Consider the following 14197-nt stretch of genomic DNA (forward strand, 5'->3'; position numbering starts at 1 on the left):
CGGCTTGGCGCAGTCCACCGCTTTCACCGGGGCGGTTCCACCCCGGGCGTGGCGCCCTCTCAGCTCGTCAATTCGTAAGCACATCTGCACAAAAAGCGTGCGCCAGCGGTCGTCGATCCACTAGGATCACGGCCGCTCTCCTTTTTTGCCCTCCCGCTCGCGCACGTTCGATCCAAAGGAAGGTCCCGATGTCCCTCGCCCCGATCGTCCGGCCACTGGCCGCGGCGTTCCTTCTCGTGGTGTCACTGGCCCACCCGACCCAGGCGCAGCCGGCGCCGCGTCACGACGCCCTCTACGTGTTCGGCGACAGCCTCGCCGACGTCGGCAACGTGTGGCGCACCGCGCAACTGCTGGGCATCACGCCGGCGCCGCCGCCCTCGACCTCGCCCAACCTGACCTACTTCCGGGGGCGCTTCAGCAACGGGCCGGTGGCTGTCGAGTACCTGTGGCAGCGCCTGAGCGGCCACGCCCCTGGCAGCGCCGGGGGCCTTCGCCCGTGGATCACCAACCCCATCGCGACGACGGCGGCGCTCGACTTCGCATTCGGCGGAACCGGCACGCCCGACATGGACCAGACGCCGGGCGGGCTCTACGCGCCAGGCCTGAAGGGGCAGGTCGAGCTGTTCCGGGTGGCGATGGCCGGCCGCACGCCCAGTCGTCGGGCGCTGTACGTGATCAGCACGGGCGCCAACGACTATCGGGCCGACGCCTACAACGTGCCCATGGCGCCGCAGGCGGTGGTGGCCAACATCGCCGAGTCGATCACCCGGCTGTATCGACTGGGCGCGCGCGAGTTCGTGATCCTCACGTTGCCCGACCTCGGCGCCCTGCCGTACCTGTCCCCCGAGCAGCGGGCGCAGGGCAGCGCCGTGACCGCGGGGCACAACGCGCTGCTGGCGCAGGCGGTGGCCGGCCTCCGGACGCAGTTGTCCAAGGCGACGCTCCGCCTCGTCGATGCCAACGTCGTGTTCACGGATCTGCGCGGCCGCATGAACGCCGACGTGCCGGCACTCGACACGCTGCTGCTGCCCATCGATGCGACGACGCCGATGTCGGCGTGCCTGTTCGTCGACGTCACTGCCTGCCGCGACGTCCCTGACGGGGTGTTCGACGTCGGCGGATTGTTCCTCTTCTGGGACGTCGTGCATCCGACCACCGACGCGCATCGCGCCCTCGCCGACTACATGTACGAGCAGCTGCGGTAGTGACGTTTGACGTTTGACGTTTAACGCTTGGCGCTTAACGGCTGACGCGTGACGTCTGACGTCGACTGCCGACCTCGAGACACACCTCGGCCACCGCGGGGCGCGGAGGACGGGAGGACATGTTGGGGCGTTGGGGAGGCCTGGGGCCTCGGGACGGCACGCCGCGAGGAGATGTGCGGCGGTGCGCAGGGAATCTGGCGGCAAGCCCGGAAGGGCGAGCCGGCGCCACAGGCGGCGGACGGACCGGCGACGAAAGTGACCGGTGCGCCGACGCCTAGTGGAAAATCTGCATGTGGGCGGGGACGCGCGGCGCCTCGTCCACTTCGTCGATCCACACGGCCCCACCCTGCTGGTGGGCGACGAGCAAGCCGAGCGAGATCGCGGAGAATCGGTCGTTGAAGCGCTGGTCGAGCACCGGCCTGTCGGCGTGGTCGACCACCACCCAGTGGTCGCCCTCGGCTCGAACCGCCACATCGGCGAAGTTCAATGGTCGTGACATGTGAGGATCGACGAGCACGAGGCGTGCCACGTTCCCGTCGCAAGATGTGAAAAGAAAAATGATGACGAGGGACTGGTCACGCCGCTCATCGCGTGCCTGCGACGTGGCCGATCCCGCACAGGGTGCATAAGACTGCATTCGAAGCCTCGCGGTTCCCAGCCGGTCGTGCCTTTTTGCCCCACTCGCCCTTCGTCCAGTCCGATGGTCGTGTCATGACCAGGTTTCCGACCCGTGTCTGGGCGACCATCACGCGCCACGCCATGCTTGCCGAGGGCGACCGCGTGCTCGTCGCGGTGTCCGGCGGCGCCGATTCCGTGGCGTTGCTGCACGTCCTGGCTACGCTCGTGCCGCGGGCCGGCGCCCGTCTGGCTGGCGTGGTCCACGTCCACCACGGCCTGAGGGGGCCCGAGGCGGACGCCGACGCGGCGTTCTGCGAGCGGCTGGCGGCCGACCTTGGCGTCCCGTTCGATCTCGTCCCGGTCGACGTCAGCGGGGAAGCCCGACGACGGCGCTGGTCCATCGAGCGGACCGCCCACCTCCTTCGTCACGCCGCCTACCGGCAGGCAGCGCGCACGCGCATGGCGACCCGCATCGCCCTGGGGCACACCCTCGACGACCAGGCGGAGACGGTGGTCCTCCGCTTCCTGCGAGGCGCCGGGACCCGCGGCTTGTCCGGCATGTGGCCCGTCCATGGCCTCGTGGTGCGTCCCCTCCTCGAGGTGCGCCGGGCAGACGTGGAACATTACGTCGCCACACGGGGTCTCACATGGAGGGACGACGCGTCCAACCGCGATACCGCGATTGCGCGCAACCGGGTGCGTCACGAGTTGCTGCCGGCCTTGACGAGCGTCGCCGGCGCGTCCCTGCCCGAACGGCTGGCGCGGCAGGCCGACGCGTGGCGCGACGATGAACAGTGGCTGGCGGCGTGCGCGGCGGTGGAAGTGCCGTCGGTCCTGACGCCCGACGCCGACGGCGGCTGGTGGCTCGACATCGCACGGCTGGCCGACGTGCCGCCGATGCTCCGGCGCCGGGTCCGCCTGGCGGCCCTGGAGCAGGTGCTGCCGCGAGGACGGGTCACGCTGGCGCTGGTCAACGCGCTCGAGCGAGTGGAGCGAAGCGCCGAGGGACGAACGGCCCGGCTGGGCGGCCTGGACGTCCGTCGGCAGGGGCGACGACTCCGGATCGTCGCGGCAGGGTCGGGTGACATACCCCGGCCTTCCCGAAAGGGTCGCACCCACCGGGAGAGGTCGGCGTCGAGTGGGAGCGGCCGGGGCGAACTGGTCGAGCGGGTCGTGGCGGTGCCAGGGACGCTCGAGGTGGAGGACGCCGGAATCTGCATGGTGGCGTCAGTCCTCCGACGCGAGGCGTGGGAGGCCGACGCTGGACCGTTGGCGCCAGGCACCTGGGCCGTGGCCCTCGATGCTGACCGCGTCGGCACGATCATTCGGGTCCGAGGGCGGCGTCCGGGAGACCGGATGCGGCCGGTTGGCGCCCCGGGCAGTCAGAAGATCCAGGACTTGATGGTGAACAGGAAGGTGCCCCGGCGCGAACGTGACCGGGTGCCAGTCGTGACGACGGAGCTCGGGCAGATTGCGTGGGTGGTTGGCCTCGCAGTCGGCGAGGAATTTGCAGTCCAGCCACACACGACCGCCGTGCTACTCTTGCAAGCCACGCGGTCAGGAGGAAAGGCTTGAACTCGACGCTCAGGAGCCTGCTCTTCTGGATGGTGCTCGTCATCGTCGGGGTCTTGATCTGGAACTTTTCGACCACGTTCCAGGCCCGCGAAGAAGTCATCCCATTCAGCGAATTCGTCCAGCAGCTCGACACGAACAAGATCGACAAGGTCACCATCACGGGCCAGGAGATCGTCGCGACCTACAAGTCCGGCGGCGAGCGCGTCCGTACGTATGCCCCGACCCAGTACGAGGGTCTCGGCAACAAGCTGGTGGCCAACAAGGTCGAGGTCAACGCCAAGGAGCCGACCGGCAGCCCGTGGGGGATGTTCCTCTACACGTGGGCGCCCATCCTCCTGATGATTGGCTTCTGGGTCTTCTTCATGCGGCAGATGCAGAGCGGGGGCAACAAAGCCCTGTCGTTCGGCAAGAGCCGCGCGAAGCTGTCGTCGGGCTCGCAGAAGAAGGTGACGTTCAAGGACGTCGCCGGCGTCGACGAGGCCAAGGAAGAGCTGCAGGAGATCATCGATTTCCTGAAGGAGCCCCAGAAGTTCCAGAAGCTCGGCGGCCGCATCCCGAAGGGCGTGCTGCTCATCGGGCAGCCGGGCACCGGCAAGACCCTGCTGGCGCGCGCGGTGGCCGGTGAGGCCAACGTGCCGTTCTTCTCGATCTCGGGGTCCGACTTCGTGGAGATGTTCGTGGGCGTCGGCGCGAGCCGCGTGCGCGACCTCTTCGAGCAGGGCAAGAAGAACGCGCCCTGCATCATCTTCATCGACGAGATCGACGCGGTCGGTCGTCACCGTGGCGCCGGGCTCGGCGGCGGGCACGATGAGCGCGAGCAGACGCTGAACCAGCTGCTCGTCGAGATGGACGGCTTCGAGAGCAACGAGGGCGTGATCCTCGTGGCGGCCACCAACCGCCCCGACGTGCTCGACCCGGCGCTCCTTCGTCCGGGCCGCTTCGACCGCCGCGTGGTGGTCGACCTGCCCGACGTGCGCGGCCGCGAGCAGATCCTCGCGGTGCACACCAAGAAGATCCCGATGGGCGACGACGTGAAGCTGAACGTCATCGCTCGCGGCACGCCGCGCTTCGCCGGCGCGGACCTGGCCAACCTGGTCAACGAGTCGGCCCTCATCGCTGCCCGCCAGAACCGCAAGGTGGTCACGATGAACGACTTCGAGATGGCCAAGGACAAGGTCATCATGGGCGTCGAGCGCAAGTCGCGGATCATCAGCGACGACGAGAAGCGCCACACGGCGTACCACGAGGCCGGTCACGCGCTGGTCGCCGCCCTGCTGCCGCACGCGGTGCCGCTGCACAAGGTGACGATCATCCCGCGCGGCATGGCCCTCGGGCTGACCTCGTTCCTGCCGGAGGGTGAGCAGGTCGACTTCTCGAAGGAAGAGGCCGACTCGCAGATTGCCGTCGCGATGGCGGGCCGCATCGCCGACGAGATCTTCTGCCACACCAAGACGGCTGGCGCGCGCAACGACATCGAGCAGGCCACTGGCCTGGCGCGCCGCATGGTGTGCGAGTGGGGCATGAGCGAGCTCGGGCCCCTCAGCTTCGGCAAGAAGGAAGAGCAGATCTTCCTCGGCCGCGAGATCGCGCAGCACCGCGACTACTCCGAGTCGACGGCCATCCGCATCGACGAGGCCGTGCAGTCGATCGTGATGACCGGCTACGACACGGCGCGCGGCATCATCGAGCAGCACAAGGAAGCGATGCAGCGCATCGCCGACGAGCTGCTGGTGCGCGAGGTGCTCGACGCCGATCAGGTGCGCCGCATCATCGCGGGGCAGCCCCTCGATGCACCGGAACCGGTGCCGGCCACGCCGGGCACGCCGGCCGAGACGGCCACCGAGGAACGTCGTCCGCGGCCGTCGATCGTGCCGCCGATGCCCATCCCGGGCAAGCCGCTCGCACAGGAGTAGGCGCCGCGTTCGGCGCCCACCGTGCTCGCTGAAAAGGCGCCTCGCTCGAGGCGCCTTTTCAATTGCAGAAGTTCAGAATTGCAGGAATTTCATTGGCATTGCCAACCTTCGAGGCGTTCCGGTGGTGATGAAATTCTGCAATTCTGAAGTTCTGCAATTCCCATGACCCCCACATTCCGTCGCCACTACACCCTCGCGCTGCCCGGTGGCCGCACCCTCGAACTGGGCCGACGGACACTCGTGATGGGCATCCTCAACGTCACGCCCGACAGCTTCTCCGACGGCGGGCGTTTCGACGACGTGCCGCGGGCGGTCGATGCGGCGCTGGCGATGGTGGCGGCGGGGGCCGACCTGATCGACGTCGGCGGCGAGTCGACCCGACCGGGGGCGCCGGCGGTTGATGTGGCCACCGAGCGCGCCCGGGTCGAGCCGGTGCTGAAGGCGCTCGCGGCGCAGGTGCCGGTGCCGCTGTCGGTGGACACGACCAAGGCCGCGGTGGCCCGGGTCGCCATCGACGCCGGAGCGTCCATCCTCAACGACATCAGCGGGCTACGGCACGACCCCGGCCTGGCGCGGGTGGCGGCCGAGACCGGCGCGGCGCTCGTGCTGATGCACATGCGCGGGATGCCTGCCGACATGTACCGGTATGCGCAGTACGACGACGTCGTGACCGACGTGGCCGCGGAGCTGGCGTGGAGCATCGCGCAGGCTGAGGAGGCGGGCGTCTCGCGGGGCGCCTTGATCGTCGACCCGGGCCTCGGCTTCGCCAAGCAGGCCGAGCACAGTTGGGCAGTCCTGGCCGGGCTCGCCCACCCGCGCCTGCGCGACCTCGACCGCCCGATCCTCGTGGGCGCCTCGCGCAAGTCCTTCCTGCAGGCGGCCATCGGCGAGTGTCCGGCGGCGGAGCGGGACCCGGCCAGCCTGGCGGCAGCGACCGTCGCGGCCCTGTCCGGCGCCCACGTCCTGAGGGTGCACGACGTCGCCGGCAGTGTGCAGGCCGTGCGGGTGGCAGATATGATCAGCGCCGCAGCCGAGGCACGCCCGCACTGAGCGGGCCTGCCGCCCCGCTCATGGACGCCATCTTCTCGTGGATCAGCCGCACGCCAGCGACCTGGTGGGACGTCATCGACGTCCTCGTGGTGGCGCTGATCATCTACGAGTCGCTGAAGCTGATCCGGGGGACCCGCGCCATGCAGATGGCGTTCGGGTCGGCGCTGCTGGTGGCGCTGTACTTCTTCTCGCTGGCCGCGCCGCTGCAGACGGTCAACTGGCTGATCCGCAACATGATCGGCTACGTCGTCTTCGCGGCGATCGTGCTGTTCCAGAACGACATCCGCCGGGCGCTCGCGCATTTCGGGCGGACGCCGTTCGTGCGGGCGTTCTCGCGCTCCGAGACCGATGAGGAGACGATCGAGGAGGTGGTGACGGCGGCGACCCAGATGGCCGACCGGCGCACCGGCGCGCTGATCGTGATCGAGCGGCAGATCGGCCTGCGCAACTACATCGAGAGCGGCATCCCGCTCGACGCGATGGTCACCCACGACCTGCTGGTCACGATCTTCCAGACCAGTGGTCCGTTGCACGACGGCGCGGTGATCATCCAGGAGAACCGGATCGCCGCCGCGTCGTGCTTCCTGCCGCTCACGGTGAACCCGGGCGTCGGCTCCGACCTCGGAACCCGGCATCGCGCCGCGATCGGCCTCACCGAGGAGAACGACGCCGTGGCGGTGGTGGTTTCGGAGGAGACCGGACGGATCTCACTGGCCACCGAGGGCCACATCTCGCGCGGCTTCACGCCGGAGACCCTCCGGTCGCGGCTCACCCAGCTGGTGCTGAACAAGAAGACCGGGCGCCGGCAGTTCCCGCGCCCCTGACGCCATGGCCCTGCAACCGTTGGCGAACCTGCCTCTGAAGGTCGTGTCGCTCGCCGTGGCGGTCGTGCTGTGGCTCGCCGTCGCCGGTCAGAGCGTCGTCGAGCGGAACATCCGCGTGCCGCTCGAGTACCAGAACGTGCCGCCCGGGCTGGAGATCGTCGGTGACCCGCCGGGCGCGGTGGACGTGCGCCTGCGCGGATCGTCGGGCAACCTCGCGCGCGTCGTGCAGGGCGACGTGGTCGCGGCACTGGACCTGGTGGGCGCCCGTCCCGGAACGCGGATCTTCAACCTGCAGGCGAGCGAGGTGCGGGTGCCCTTCGGTGTCGAGGCGGTGCAGGTTGCGCCGCCGACCGTCTCGCTCGAGTTCGAGCGCGCCGGCCAGAAGGTGGTGCCCGTGTCGCCGGTCGTCGAGGGTGATCCCGAGCCGGGGTTCGTGGTGGGCCGGATCACCACGTCGCCGTCGACCGTGCAGGTGCTCGGGCCGTTGCGCACCCTCGAGGCGCTGAGCGCGGCGACCACCGAGCCGGTCAACGTGGACGGGGCTCGCAGGGTCGTGCAGGACCGCGTGACGGTGGGTGTCGAGGACGCCGCGGTGCGCCTGCGCGAGCCGGTGGTCGCCATCGTCACGGTGGAGATCGTGCCGGCGCCGGCGCAGCAGACGCTGGTCGGCGTGGCGGTGCGCGCGTCGAGCGTCGGCAACGGACTCTCGGCGCGGATCACGCCGGGCACCGTCTCGGTCGTGGTGCGGGGGACGCGGGAGCGCATCGCCGGCATCGGCGCCGGCGACCTGCAGGCCGACGTCGATCTCGCCGGCCTGTCGCGCGGCCGCCACGTGGTGCCGGTCCGCGTGCCGAGCCGTGAAGGCGTCGCCGTTGAGAAGGTGGAACCGGCGACGGTCACGGTGGTGATCAGGTGATGCAGGCCCAGAGCTCGAGGCTCAAGGCTCAGGGCTCGGGGCTCAGGGAGGACCCAAGGCCGAAGGCCCCAGCACCAAGGCCCAAGGCCCAAGGCCCAAGGCCCCAGCACCAAGGCCCAAGGCCCAAGCACCAAGGCCCAAGCACAATGACCAAGCCTCATCAGGTAGCCTGTAGCCTGCGACCGTCCTCGTCCGTAAGCCGTAAGCCTGCTTTCTGAGCCTTGAGCCTTGAGCCCTGAGCCTTTATGAAACTGTTCGGAACCGATGGCGTGCGCGGCGTGGCAGGTGAGTGGCCGCTCGATGAAACCACCATCCTGCGACTGGGGGCGGCCCTCGTGCGGGTGCTGCCGCACCAGGGGCCGGCACGCCTGCTGACCGGGCGTGACACGCGCGAGTCCGGGTTCTGGATCGAGCGCACGCTGGCCCGGGGCATTCGCGCCATGGGCGGCGACCTGCTGTCGGCCGGCGTGGTGCCGACGCCGGCCGTGGCGGTGATCACGCGCGCCCAGGACTTCGACGCCGGCATCGTCATCTCGGCGTCGCACAACCCCTACCAGGACAACGGCATCAAGGTCTTCTCCGGGCACGGCCAGAAGTTCGACGAGGGGCTCGAGCGCCAGATCGAGGCGCTGGTGGCCGACCCGCACTTCGTCGTGTCGGCCGACGCCTCGGCCGACATCGAGTACCACGAGGTCGTGGAGCCGTACATGCAGCACTGCGAGCAGGCGCTGCCGCTGTCGGGCGCCTTGTCCAACCTGCGCATCGCCCTCGACTGCGCCAATGGCGCCACGACCACCGTCGCGCCGCGCCTGTTCAGGGCGCTCGGCCTCGACGTGCACGTGATCGGCAACGATCCCGACGGCCGCAACATCAACCTGCACTGCGGGTCGACGCACCTCGAGGCGCTGCAGGCCTACGTGCGCGAGCACGGCCTCGACCTCGGCATCGCCTTCGACGGCGACGGCGACCGCTGCCTGATGATCGACGACCAGGGGCAGGTGATCGACGGCGACGCGATCATGCTGATCCTCGCCCTCCACCTGCAGCGGACCGGCGGCCTGGCCAAGGACACCGTCGTCGCCACCGTGATGAGCAACCTCGGGCTCGAGCGTGCCCTCGAGTCGAACGGCATCCGGTTGCTGCGCACTGCCGTCGGCGACAAGTACGTGATGGAAGAGATCCGCGAGCACGGCTACGCGCTCGGGGGCGAGCAGTCCGGGCACGTGATCGTCGCCGAGCACCTGTTCACCGGCGATGGCATCGTCACCGCCCTGAGCGTGTTGCGCGTGATGGCCGAGACCGGCCGATCGGTGCGCGACCTCGCGTCGGCGCTGGTCACCTACCCGCAGGTGCTGGTCAACGTGCGGGTGGGCCGGCGGGTGCCGGTCGCCGAGGTGCCGGCGATTGCCGCCGCCATCGACGCCGTGGAACGGCGACTGGGCCAGGAGGGGCGCCTGCTCGTGCGGTACTCGGGGACCGAGCCGCTGCTGCGCATCATGCTCGAGGGCCGCGATCAGGCCGAGATCGAGGCCTGGGCACACGAGATCGCCGACGCCGCGAAGGGTGCGCTCGGCGCGGGGTAGATAGTTCGAAATTTGACATTTGAAATTCTCGCGGCGCCGGCCTTCGGCCAGGCGCCTCGGGATATCTCGAGCGAGCGAAGGCCGCAGGCCGAGCCGCCGGCAATTTCAAATCTCGAATCTCAAATTACCAGCACGTCGAAGCACGATGGCCAAACTCTCCGTCAACGTCAACAAGGTCGCCACCATCCGCAACAGCCGTGGCGGCGCGATCCCGTCAGTGGTCGATGCGGCCCGTGTGTGCATCGAGGCCGGTGCGCCGGGCATCACGGTGCACCCGCGCTCGGACGCACGGCACATCACGTTCAAGGACGTGCACGAGCTGAAGGACCTGCTCGAGCCCTGGAAGAACGTCGAGTTCAACATCGAGGGCGACCCGCGGCCCGACCTGCTGAACCTCGTCGAGACGGTGCGGCCCCACCAGTGCACGCTGGTGCCGGTGCGTCCGGGGGAGATCACCAGCGAGGCGGGCTGGCCGCCCGACACCGACGAGAAGGACCTCCGCGACGTGATTGCGCGCCTGCGGGGATTCGGCATCCGCGTGTCGCTGTTCATCGACGCGACCGAGGCCGCCGTTCGCCTGGCCGAGCGCGTCGGGGCGGACCGTGTCGAGCTCTACACAGAGCCGTACGCCCGCGGGTTCAACACGAAAGGCGTCTCGCTGGACGACGCGCTGGCGCCGTACGTGCGGGCGGCGGGGCTGGCCGCCGACCTGGGGATGGGCGTCAACGCCGGCCACGACCTCGATCTGGAGAACCTGCCCGACTTGGTGGGCGCCCTGCCACGGCTCGACGAGGTGTCCATCGGTCACGCCCTCATCAGCTACGCCCTGTACGTCGGCCTGCGCCAGGCGGTGCTCGAGTACCGGGAAGCCGCGGGAGATACAATCTGAGGAACTTCCGGCCTTCGGCCTTCGGCCGTGGGCCTTCGCGTTCCGCGGCGCGTGTGGCGCCGTCTCTGCAGCCCGCGACGATCCGGGACGGCCTGTGGGCGCCCGGAACCGGGCGACTCCGGGCATTGACTTTCGAAGGCCGCCGGCCCCCGGCCCAAGGCCGAGCAGCGAAGCCGAGTAATGAAACCAGAATCGATCATCGTCGGAATCGCGGGGGCCCTTTTCGGGCTGCTCTGCGGGTGGATGCTGGGCGCCCAGCAGGCCGGGATCGGGACCCCGGCGGCGGCGCCGGTGGCGCAGGCGGCCCCGGCAGCGGCGCCCGGTGGAGCGGGAGCGCAGGGGGCCACGGCCCCGGCCCTGGACCTCGCGCGGGTGCAGGCCCTGGAGAAGCAGGCCGCCGACCAGCCACGGGACGCCGACGTCCGGACCCAGCTCGGCAACCTCTATTTCGACTCCGAGAAGTACGCCGAGGCGGTCAAGTGGTACCAGGCGTCGCTGACGATTGCGCCGCGCAACCCGGACGTGAGCACCGATCTGGCGGTGAGCTACTACTACTCCAATCAGGTCGATCAGGCGCTCGCGCAGTTCCAGAAGTCCCTGGAAGTCGACCCGAAGCACACCAAGACCTGGCTGAACCTCGGGATCGTGCGCGCCTTCGGCAAGCAGGATCTGGCCGGCGCCGGCGAGGCGTGGCAGAAGGTGCTGGAACTGGCGCCCGCCGACTCGCCGGAAGCGCGCGCGGCCAAGCAGGCGCTCGACGGCCTGAAGGCCGCGCACCCCGAAACCGGCGCTCCCGCGACGGGCGGCGGCCCGGCCGCCACGACCGCGGCTCCCAAGCAAGGCGCCTGACCCCGTGCTCGGCTGGCTCCTCCGACTGCTGCTCCTGTTCCTGCTCGTCAGGGCGGTGATGCTCGTGGTCGGCGGGCTGTTCCGGGGGCTGATCGAGTCGGCGCGCGTGCCGACCGACGACCGCGCGCCGGGTGGCGGCGCGAGCGGCGGCCCGGTCGCCCGGTCGCAGGGCACCCTCGTGCAGGATCCGGTTTGCGGGACCTACGTCCTGCAGGAGCGTGCGCTCTCGGCGCGCGCCGCCGGGGGCGGCACGGCCTACTTCTGTTCAGAGCGCTGCCGTTCCGCCTATGATGCGCAGGCGGCCCGGCCGAACTGAACGTTTGACGTTTGACGTTTGACGTTTTAACGCCTGACGGCTGACGGTGAACGAGACGGAGCCCGGCTTCTGGCACCCGGCTCGTAGCCGTCGGACAAGTCCGACGGTCAGTGATTTTCTGTCGAACGACTGAATGCTTCCCCGCGAAGAAGAGCTCCGCGCCCTGATCTGTGAAGTCGGGCGACGTGTGTACGCGCGGGGCTACGTGGCCTCCAACGACGGCAACATCAGCGTCAGGCTCGACGACCGGCACCTGCTCGCCACGCCCAAGAGCGTATCCAAGGGCTTCATGACCCCGGACATGATGGTCGTGACCGACATGCAGGGGAACAAGGTGGCCGGTCACCGCGACGCGTCGACCGAGCTGAAGATGCACCTGGCGGTGTACGAGATGCGGCCCGACGTGACGGCCGTCGTCCACGCGCACCCGCCGCTGTCGACCGGCTTCGCCGTCGCGGGCATCCCGCTGAACAAGTCCTCGCTCGCCGAGATCATCTTCTCGCTGGGCAGCGTCCCCATCGCCGAGTACGCCACGCCGTCCACGCAGGAACTGCCCGACGCGGTGAAGAAGTACATCACCGCGCACGACGGCCTGCTGCTGGCCAACCACGGCGCGCTGACGTGCGGCCAGGATCTCCTGAACGCGTACTTCAAGATGGAGACGATGGAGCACTTCGCGCAGATCACGCTGGTGGCGCGACAGCTCGGGCGGGAGAACCTGATCTCGCGCGAGGAAGTGGACCGCCTGCAGGGGCTGCGCGACTTCTACGGCATCCGATCGCCGGCTCCGATCTGCACCGATCCGGCGCAGGCCACCGACGGCCCGGTGACGTGCCAGTTCGTGGAGGCGCCGTCCTCCGACGGGCCGCGCATCGTGCCGTCGCCGGTCGTGCCCCCGGGCGGTGGGCTGCCGGGCGGCGGGGGCGGGGAAATTCGGCTAACATACCGCGAGCTTTCGGCCCTCATCGCCGACGCGGTACGCCAGGTGACGCGCGACGCGTAGTCGCGCGCCGCGCAGGCGGGCACCATGTCCAGGACCGCGCGGAATGGCCGCGCAAGCCGGCGCGAGGCGCCAGGGAATTCGACTATGGGTGAAGCACTCGGGATGATCGAGACCAAGGGCCTCGTGGCAATGATCGAGGCTGCCGACGCGATGGTGAAGGCCGCCAAGGTCAACCTCGTCGGCTGGGAGAAGATTGGCGCCGGTTACGTGACCGCGATCGTGCGCGGCGACGTCGCCGCCGTGAAGGCCGCCACCGATGCCGGGGCCGCGGCGGCCCGCCGCGTCGGCGAGCTCGTGTCGGTGCACGTCATCCCGCGGCCGCACAGCAACCTCGAGGACGTGCTGCCCATCGGCAAGGCCGCCGGAAAATGATCCTCGGCAGGGTCGTCGGCACCGTGGTGGCGACCCGCAAGGACGAACGGCTCCTGAGCGCCAAGCTCATGCTCGTTCGTCCCGTGTCGCCCGAGGGGCAGCTCGAAGGCACGCCCCTGGTGGCCGTGGACACCGTGGACGCCGGCACCGGCGAGACCGTGCTGGTGGTCTCGGGCAGCTCGGCGCGCATGGCCGACGGCCTGTCGCAGTCGCCCGTCGACGCGGCCATCGTCGGCATCGTCGACACCGTGTCGATGGCCTGAACGCGCACTCCCGCCCATGCACCTCGCCCGCGTCGTCGGCACCGTCGTCTGCACGCACAAGGACGCGCGGTTGTCCGGCGTGAAGCTGCTCGTGATCCAGCCCGTCGCGCGCGACGGCGCCGACACCGGTCGTCCGCTCGTCGCCACCGATGCGGCAGGCGCCGGCGTCGGCGAGCGCGTCTTCTTCGTGCGCGGCCGCGAGGCCGCGTTCCCGTTCCATCCCGTCGACGTGCCGACCGATGCCAGCATCGTCGGCATCGTCGACTCCACCGACGTGGTCGCCTGACGTGCAGATCGGCACCGTCGTCGGCACCGTCGTGTCCACGCAGAAGCACGCCAAGCTGCACGGCGCCAAGCTGCTGCTCGTGCAACCGGAGCTGCCCGACGGCACCGCGAAGGGCAACGCCGTGCTCGCCGTCGACAGCGTCGGCGCCGGGGTCGGCGAGCGGGTGCTGTTGGTGATCGAAGGCAAGGCCGCCGGTGATGCGCTCGGCCGCAAGGCCGCGCCGGTGGATGCCGCGATCATCGGCATCGTCGACGCCCTCGAGACCAACGGAGCCTGGTGATGACCGAAGAACAGGTCCGCGCCCTCGTCCGCGACGCGCTTGCGCGGCATCTCGACTCGGCCCGGGCCGGGACGACCGGCCCTGCCGCGGCGAGGGCCTGCGTTCCGGCCGCAACCTCCTTGAAATCACACCTGGCGTTCGGTCGCTTCGTCTCGCTCGCGCCGACCGAGCCCGACGCCCCGTGCGTCGTCGAGCCGCAGGTCACGTGTCACCACTGCGGGTTCTGTCAGTCCTACGGTCATTGACCGTTTCTCC

17 protein-coding genes are annotated in these 14197 nt (G+C 69.7%); 16 read left to right on the top strand and 1 reads right to left on the bottom strand.

The window, feature by feature from the left end:
* Positions 1–188 precede the first annotated feature (188 nt).
* On the top strand, positions 189–1205 hold the full coding sequence (locus TBR22_RS03300; RefSeq protein ID WP_239491528.1) for an SGNH/GDSL hydrolase family protein: 1017 nt from the start codon (positions 189–191) through the stop codon (positions 1203–1205).
* A 274-nt stretch (positions 1206–1479) separates the two neighbouring features.
* Here TBR22_RS03300 and TBR22_RS03305 read toward each other — a convergent pair whose 3' ends face one another.
* The gene (locus TBR22_RS03305; RefSeq protein ID WP_239491529.1) at positions 1480–1704 is read right to left on the bottom strand and encodes a hypothetical protein; all 225 of its coding nucleotides are present in this window, start codon (positions 1702–1704) and stop codon (positions 1480–1482) included.
* Positions 1705–1916: 212 nt separating this feature from the next.
* On the opposite strand from TBR22_RS03305, the gene tilS reads away from it, so the two are divergent.
* The 15 genes from tilS to TBR22_RS03380 all read left to right on the top strand — a co-directional run bounded on the left by tilS (position 1917) and on the right by TBR22_RS03380 (position 14187).
* The gene (tilS, locus tag TBR22_RS03310) at positions 1917–3398 is read left to right on the top strand and encodes a tRNA lysidine(34) synthetase TilS (protein ID WP_239491530.1); all 1482 of its coding nucleotides are present in this window, start codon (positions 1917–1919) and stop codon (positions 3396–3398) included.
* Positions 3395–5311 (top strand): ATP-dependent zinc metalloprotease FtsH, encoded by a 1917-nt coding sequence (gene ftsH / locus TBR22_RS03315; protein ID WP_305068766.1) that lies wholly within the window; start codon positions 3395–3397, stop codon positions 5309–5311. The genes tilS and ftsH overlap by 4 nt, the downstream gene beginning before the upstream one ends.
* Positions 5312–5473: 162 nt before the next feature.
* The gene (gene folP, locus TBR22_RS03320; protein ID WP_239491531.1) at positions 5474–6361 is read left to right on the top strand and encodes a dihydropteroate synthase; all 888 of its coding nucleotides are present in this window, start codon (positions 5474–5476) and stop codon (positions 6359–6361) included.
* A 20-nt stretch (positions 6362–6381) separates the two neighbouring features.
* Positions 6382–7185, top strand: coding sequence for a diadenylate cyclase CdaA (cdaA, locus tag TBR22_RS03325; protein WP_239491532.1), 804 nt, complete (start codon positions 6382–6384; stop codon positions 7183–7185).
* Between the two features lie 4 nt (positions 7186–7189).
* Positions 7190–8101 (top strand): YbbR-like domain-containing protein, encoded by a 912-nt coding sequence (locus TBR22_RS03330; RefSeq protein ID WP_239491533.1) that lies wholly within the window; start codon positions 7190–7192, stop codon positions 8099–8101.
* A gap of 245 nt (positions 8102–8346) precedes the next feature.
* Entirely contained in the window at positions 8347–9684 is a 1338-nt protein-coding gene (gene glmM / locus TBR22_RS03335; protein WP_239491534.1) for a phosphoglucosamine mutase, read from the top strand.
* Between the two features lie 145 nt (positions 9685–9829).
* Positions 9830–10573, top strand: coding sequence for a pyridoxine 5'-phosphate synthase (locus TBR22_RS03340; protein ID WP_239491535.1), 744 nt, complete (start codon positions 9830–9832; stop codon positions 10571–10573).
* A 180-nt stretch (positions 10574–10753) separates the two neighbouring features.
* Positions 10754–11422, top strand: coding sequence for a tetratricopeptide repeat protein (locus tag TBR22_RS03345; protein WP_239491536.1), 669 nt, complete (start codon positions 10754–10756; stop codon positions 11420–11422).
* Between the two features lie 4 nt (positions 11423–11426).
* Positions 11427–11738, top strand: a complete 312-nt coding sequence (locus TBR22_RS03350) for a hypothetical protein (protein WP_239491537.1) — start codon at positions 11427–11429, stop codon at positions 11736–11738.
* A 133-nt stretch (positions 11739–11871) separates the two neighbouring features.
* Positions 11872–12741, top strand: coding sequence for a class II aldolase/adducin family protein (locus tag TBR22_RS03355; protein WP_239491538.1), 870 nt, complete (start codon positions 11872–11874; stop codon positions 12739–12741).
* 84 nt (positions 12742–12825) lie between these two features.
* On the top strand, positions 12826–13113 hold the full coding sequence (eutM, locus tag TBR22_RS03360; RefSeq protein ID WP_239491539.1) for an ethanolamine utilization microcompartment protein EutM: 288 nt from the start codon (positions 12826–12828) through the stop codon (positions 13111–13113).
* Positions 13110–13376, top strand: coding sequence for a EutN/CcmL family microcompartment protein (locus TBR22_RS03365; RefSeq protein ID WP_239491540.1), 267 nt, complete (start codon positions 13110–13112; stop codon positions 13374–13376). The genes eutM and TBR22_RS03365 overlap by 4 nt, the downstream gene beginning before the upstream one ends.
* 16 nt (positions 13377–13392) lie before the next feature.
* Positions 13393–13662: a EutN/CcmL family microcompartment protein gene (locus TBR22_RS03370; RefSeq protein ID WP_239491541.1), complete on the top strand. Its 270-nt coding sequence runs from the start codon at positions 13393–13395 to the stop codon at positions 13660–13662.
* 1 nt (position 13663) lies between these two features.
* Positions 13664–13942 (top strand): EutN/CcmL family microcompartment protein, encoded by a 279-nt coding sequence (locus tag TBR22_RS03375; RefSeq protein WP_370651382.1) that lies wholly within the window; start codon positions 13664–13666, stop codon positions 13940–13942.
* The gene (locus TBR22_RS03380) at positions 13942–14187 is read left to right on the top strand and encodes a hypothetical protein (RefSeq protein ID WP_239491543.1); all 246 of its coding nucleotides are present in this window, start codon (positions 13942–13944) and stop codon (positions 14185–14187) included. The genes TBR22_RS03375 and TBR22_RS03380 overlap by 1 nt, the downstream gene beginning before the upstream one ends.
* The last annotated feature ends 10 nt before the right edge of the window (positions 14188–14197 follow it).

The organism is Luteitalea sp. TBR-22 (assembly GCF_016865485.1).
Classification (GTDB): domain Bacteria; phylum Acidobacteriota; class Vicinamibacteria; order Vicinamibacterales; family Vicinamibacteraceae; genus Luteitalea.

Excerpts from the sequence above, each read along its gene's own strand:
- TBR22_RS03300 (WP_239491528.1), top strand. The coding sequence starts at position 189 with ATGTCCCTCGCCCCGATCGTCCGGCCACTGGCCGCGGCGTTCCTTCTC.
- TBR22_RS03305 (WP_239491529.1), bottom strand. The coding sequence starts at position 1,704 with ATGTCACGACCATTGAACTTCGCCGATGTGGCGGTTCGAGCCGAGGGC.
- tilS (WP_239491530.1), top strand. The coding sequence starts at position 1,917 with ATGACCAGGTTTCCGACCCGTGTCTGGGCGACCATCACGCGCCACGCC.
- folP (WP_239491531.1), top strand. The coding sequence starts at position 5,474 with ATGACCCCCACATTCCGTCGCCACTACACCCTCGCGCTGCCCGGTGGC.
- cdaA (WP_239491532.1), top strand. The coding sequence starts at position 6,382 with ATGGACGCCATCTTCTCGTGGATCAGCCGCACGCCAGCGACCTGGTGG.
- TBR22_RS03330 (WP_239491533.1), top strand. The coding sequence starts at position 7,190 with ATGGCCCTGCAACCGTTGGCGAACCTGCCTCTGAAGGTCGTGTCGCTC.
- glmM (WP_239491534.1), top strand. The coding sequence starts at position 8,347 with ATGAAACTGTTCGGAACCGATGGCGTGCGCGGCGTGGCAGGTGAGTGG.
- TBR22_RS03340 (WP_239491535.1), top strand. The coding sequence starts at position 9,830 with ATGGCCAAACTCTCCGTCAACGTCAACAAGGTCGCCACCATCCGCAAC.
- TBR22_RS03345 (WP_239491536.1), top strand. The coding sequence starts at position 10,754 with ATGAAACCAGAATCGATCATCGTCGGAATCGCGGGGGCCCTTTTCGGG.
- TBR22_RS03355 (WP_239491538.1), top strand. The coding sequence starts at position 11,872 with ATGCTTCCCCGCGAAGAAGAGCTCCGCGCCCTGATCTGTGAAGTCGGG.
- eutM (WP_239491539.1), top strand. The coding sequence starts at position 12,826 with ATGGGTGAAGCACTCGGGATGATCGAGACCAAGGGCCTCGTGGCAATG.
- TBR22_RS03365 (WP_239491540.1), top strand. The coding sequence starts at position 13,110 with ATGATCCTCGGCAGGGTCGTCGGCACCGTGGTGGCGACCCGCAAGGAC.
- TBR22_RS03370 (WP_239491541.1), top strand. The coding sequence starts at position 13,393 with ATGCACCTCGCCCGCGTCGTCGGCACCGTCGTCTGCACGCACAAGGAC.
- TBR22_RS03380 (WP_239491543.1), top strand. The coding sequence starts at position 13,942 with ATGACCGAAGAACAGGTCCGCGCCCTCGTCCGCGACGCGCTTGCGCGG.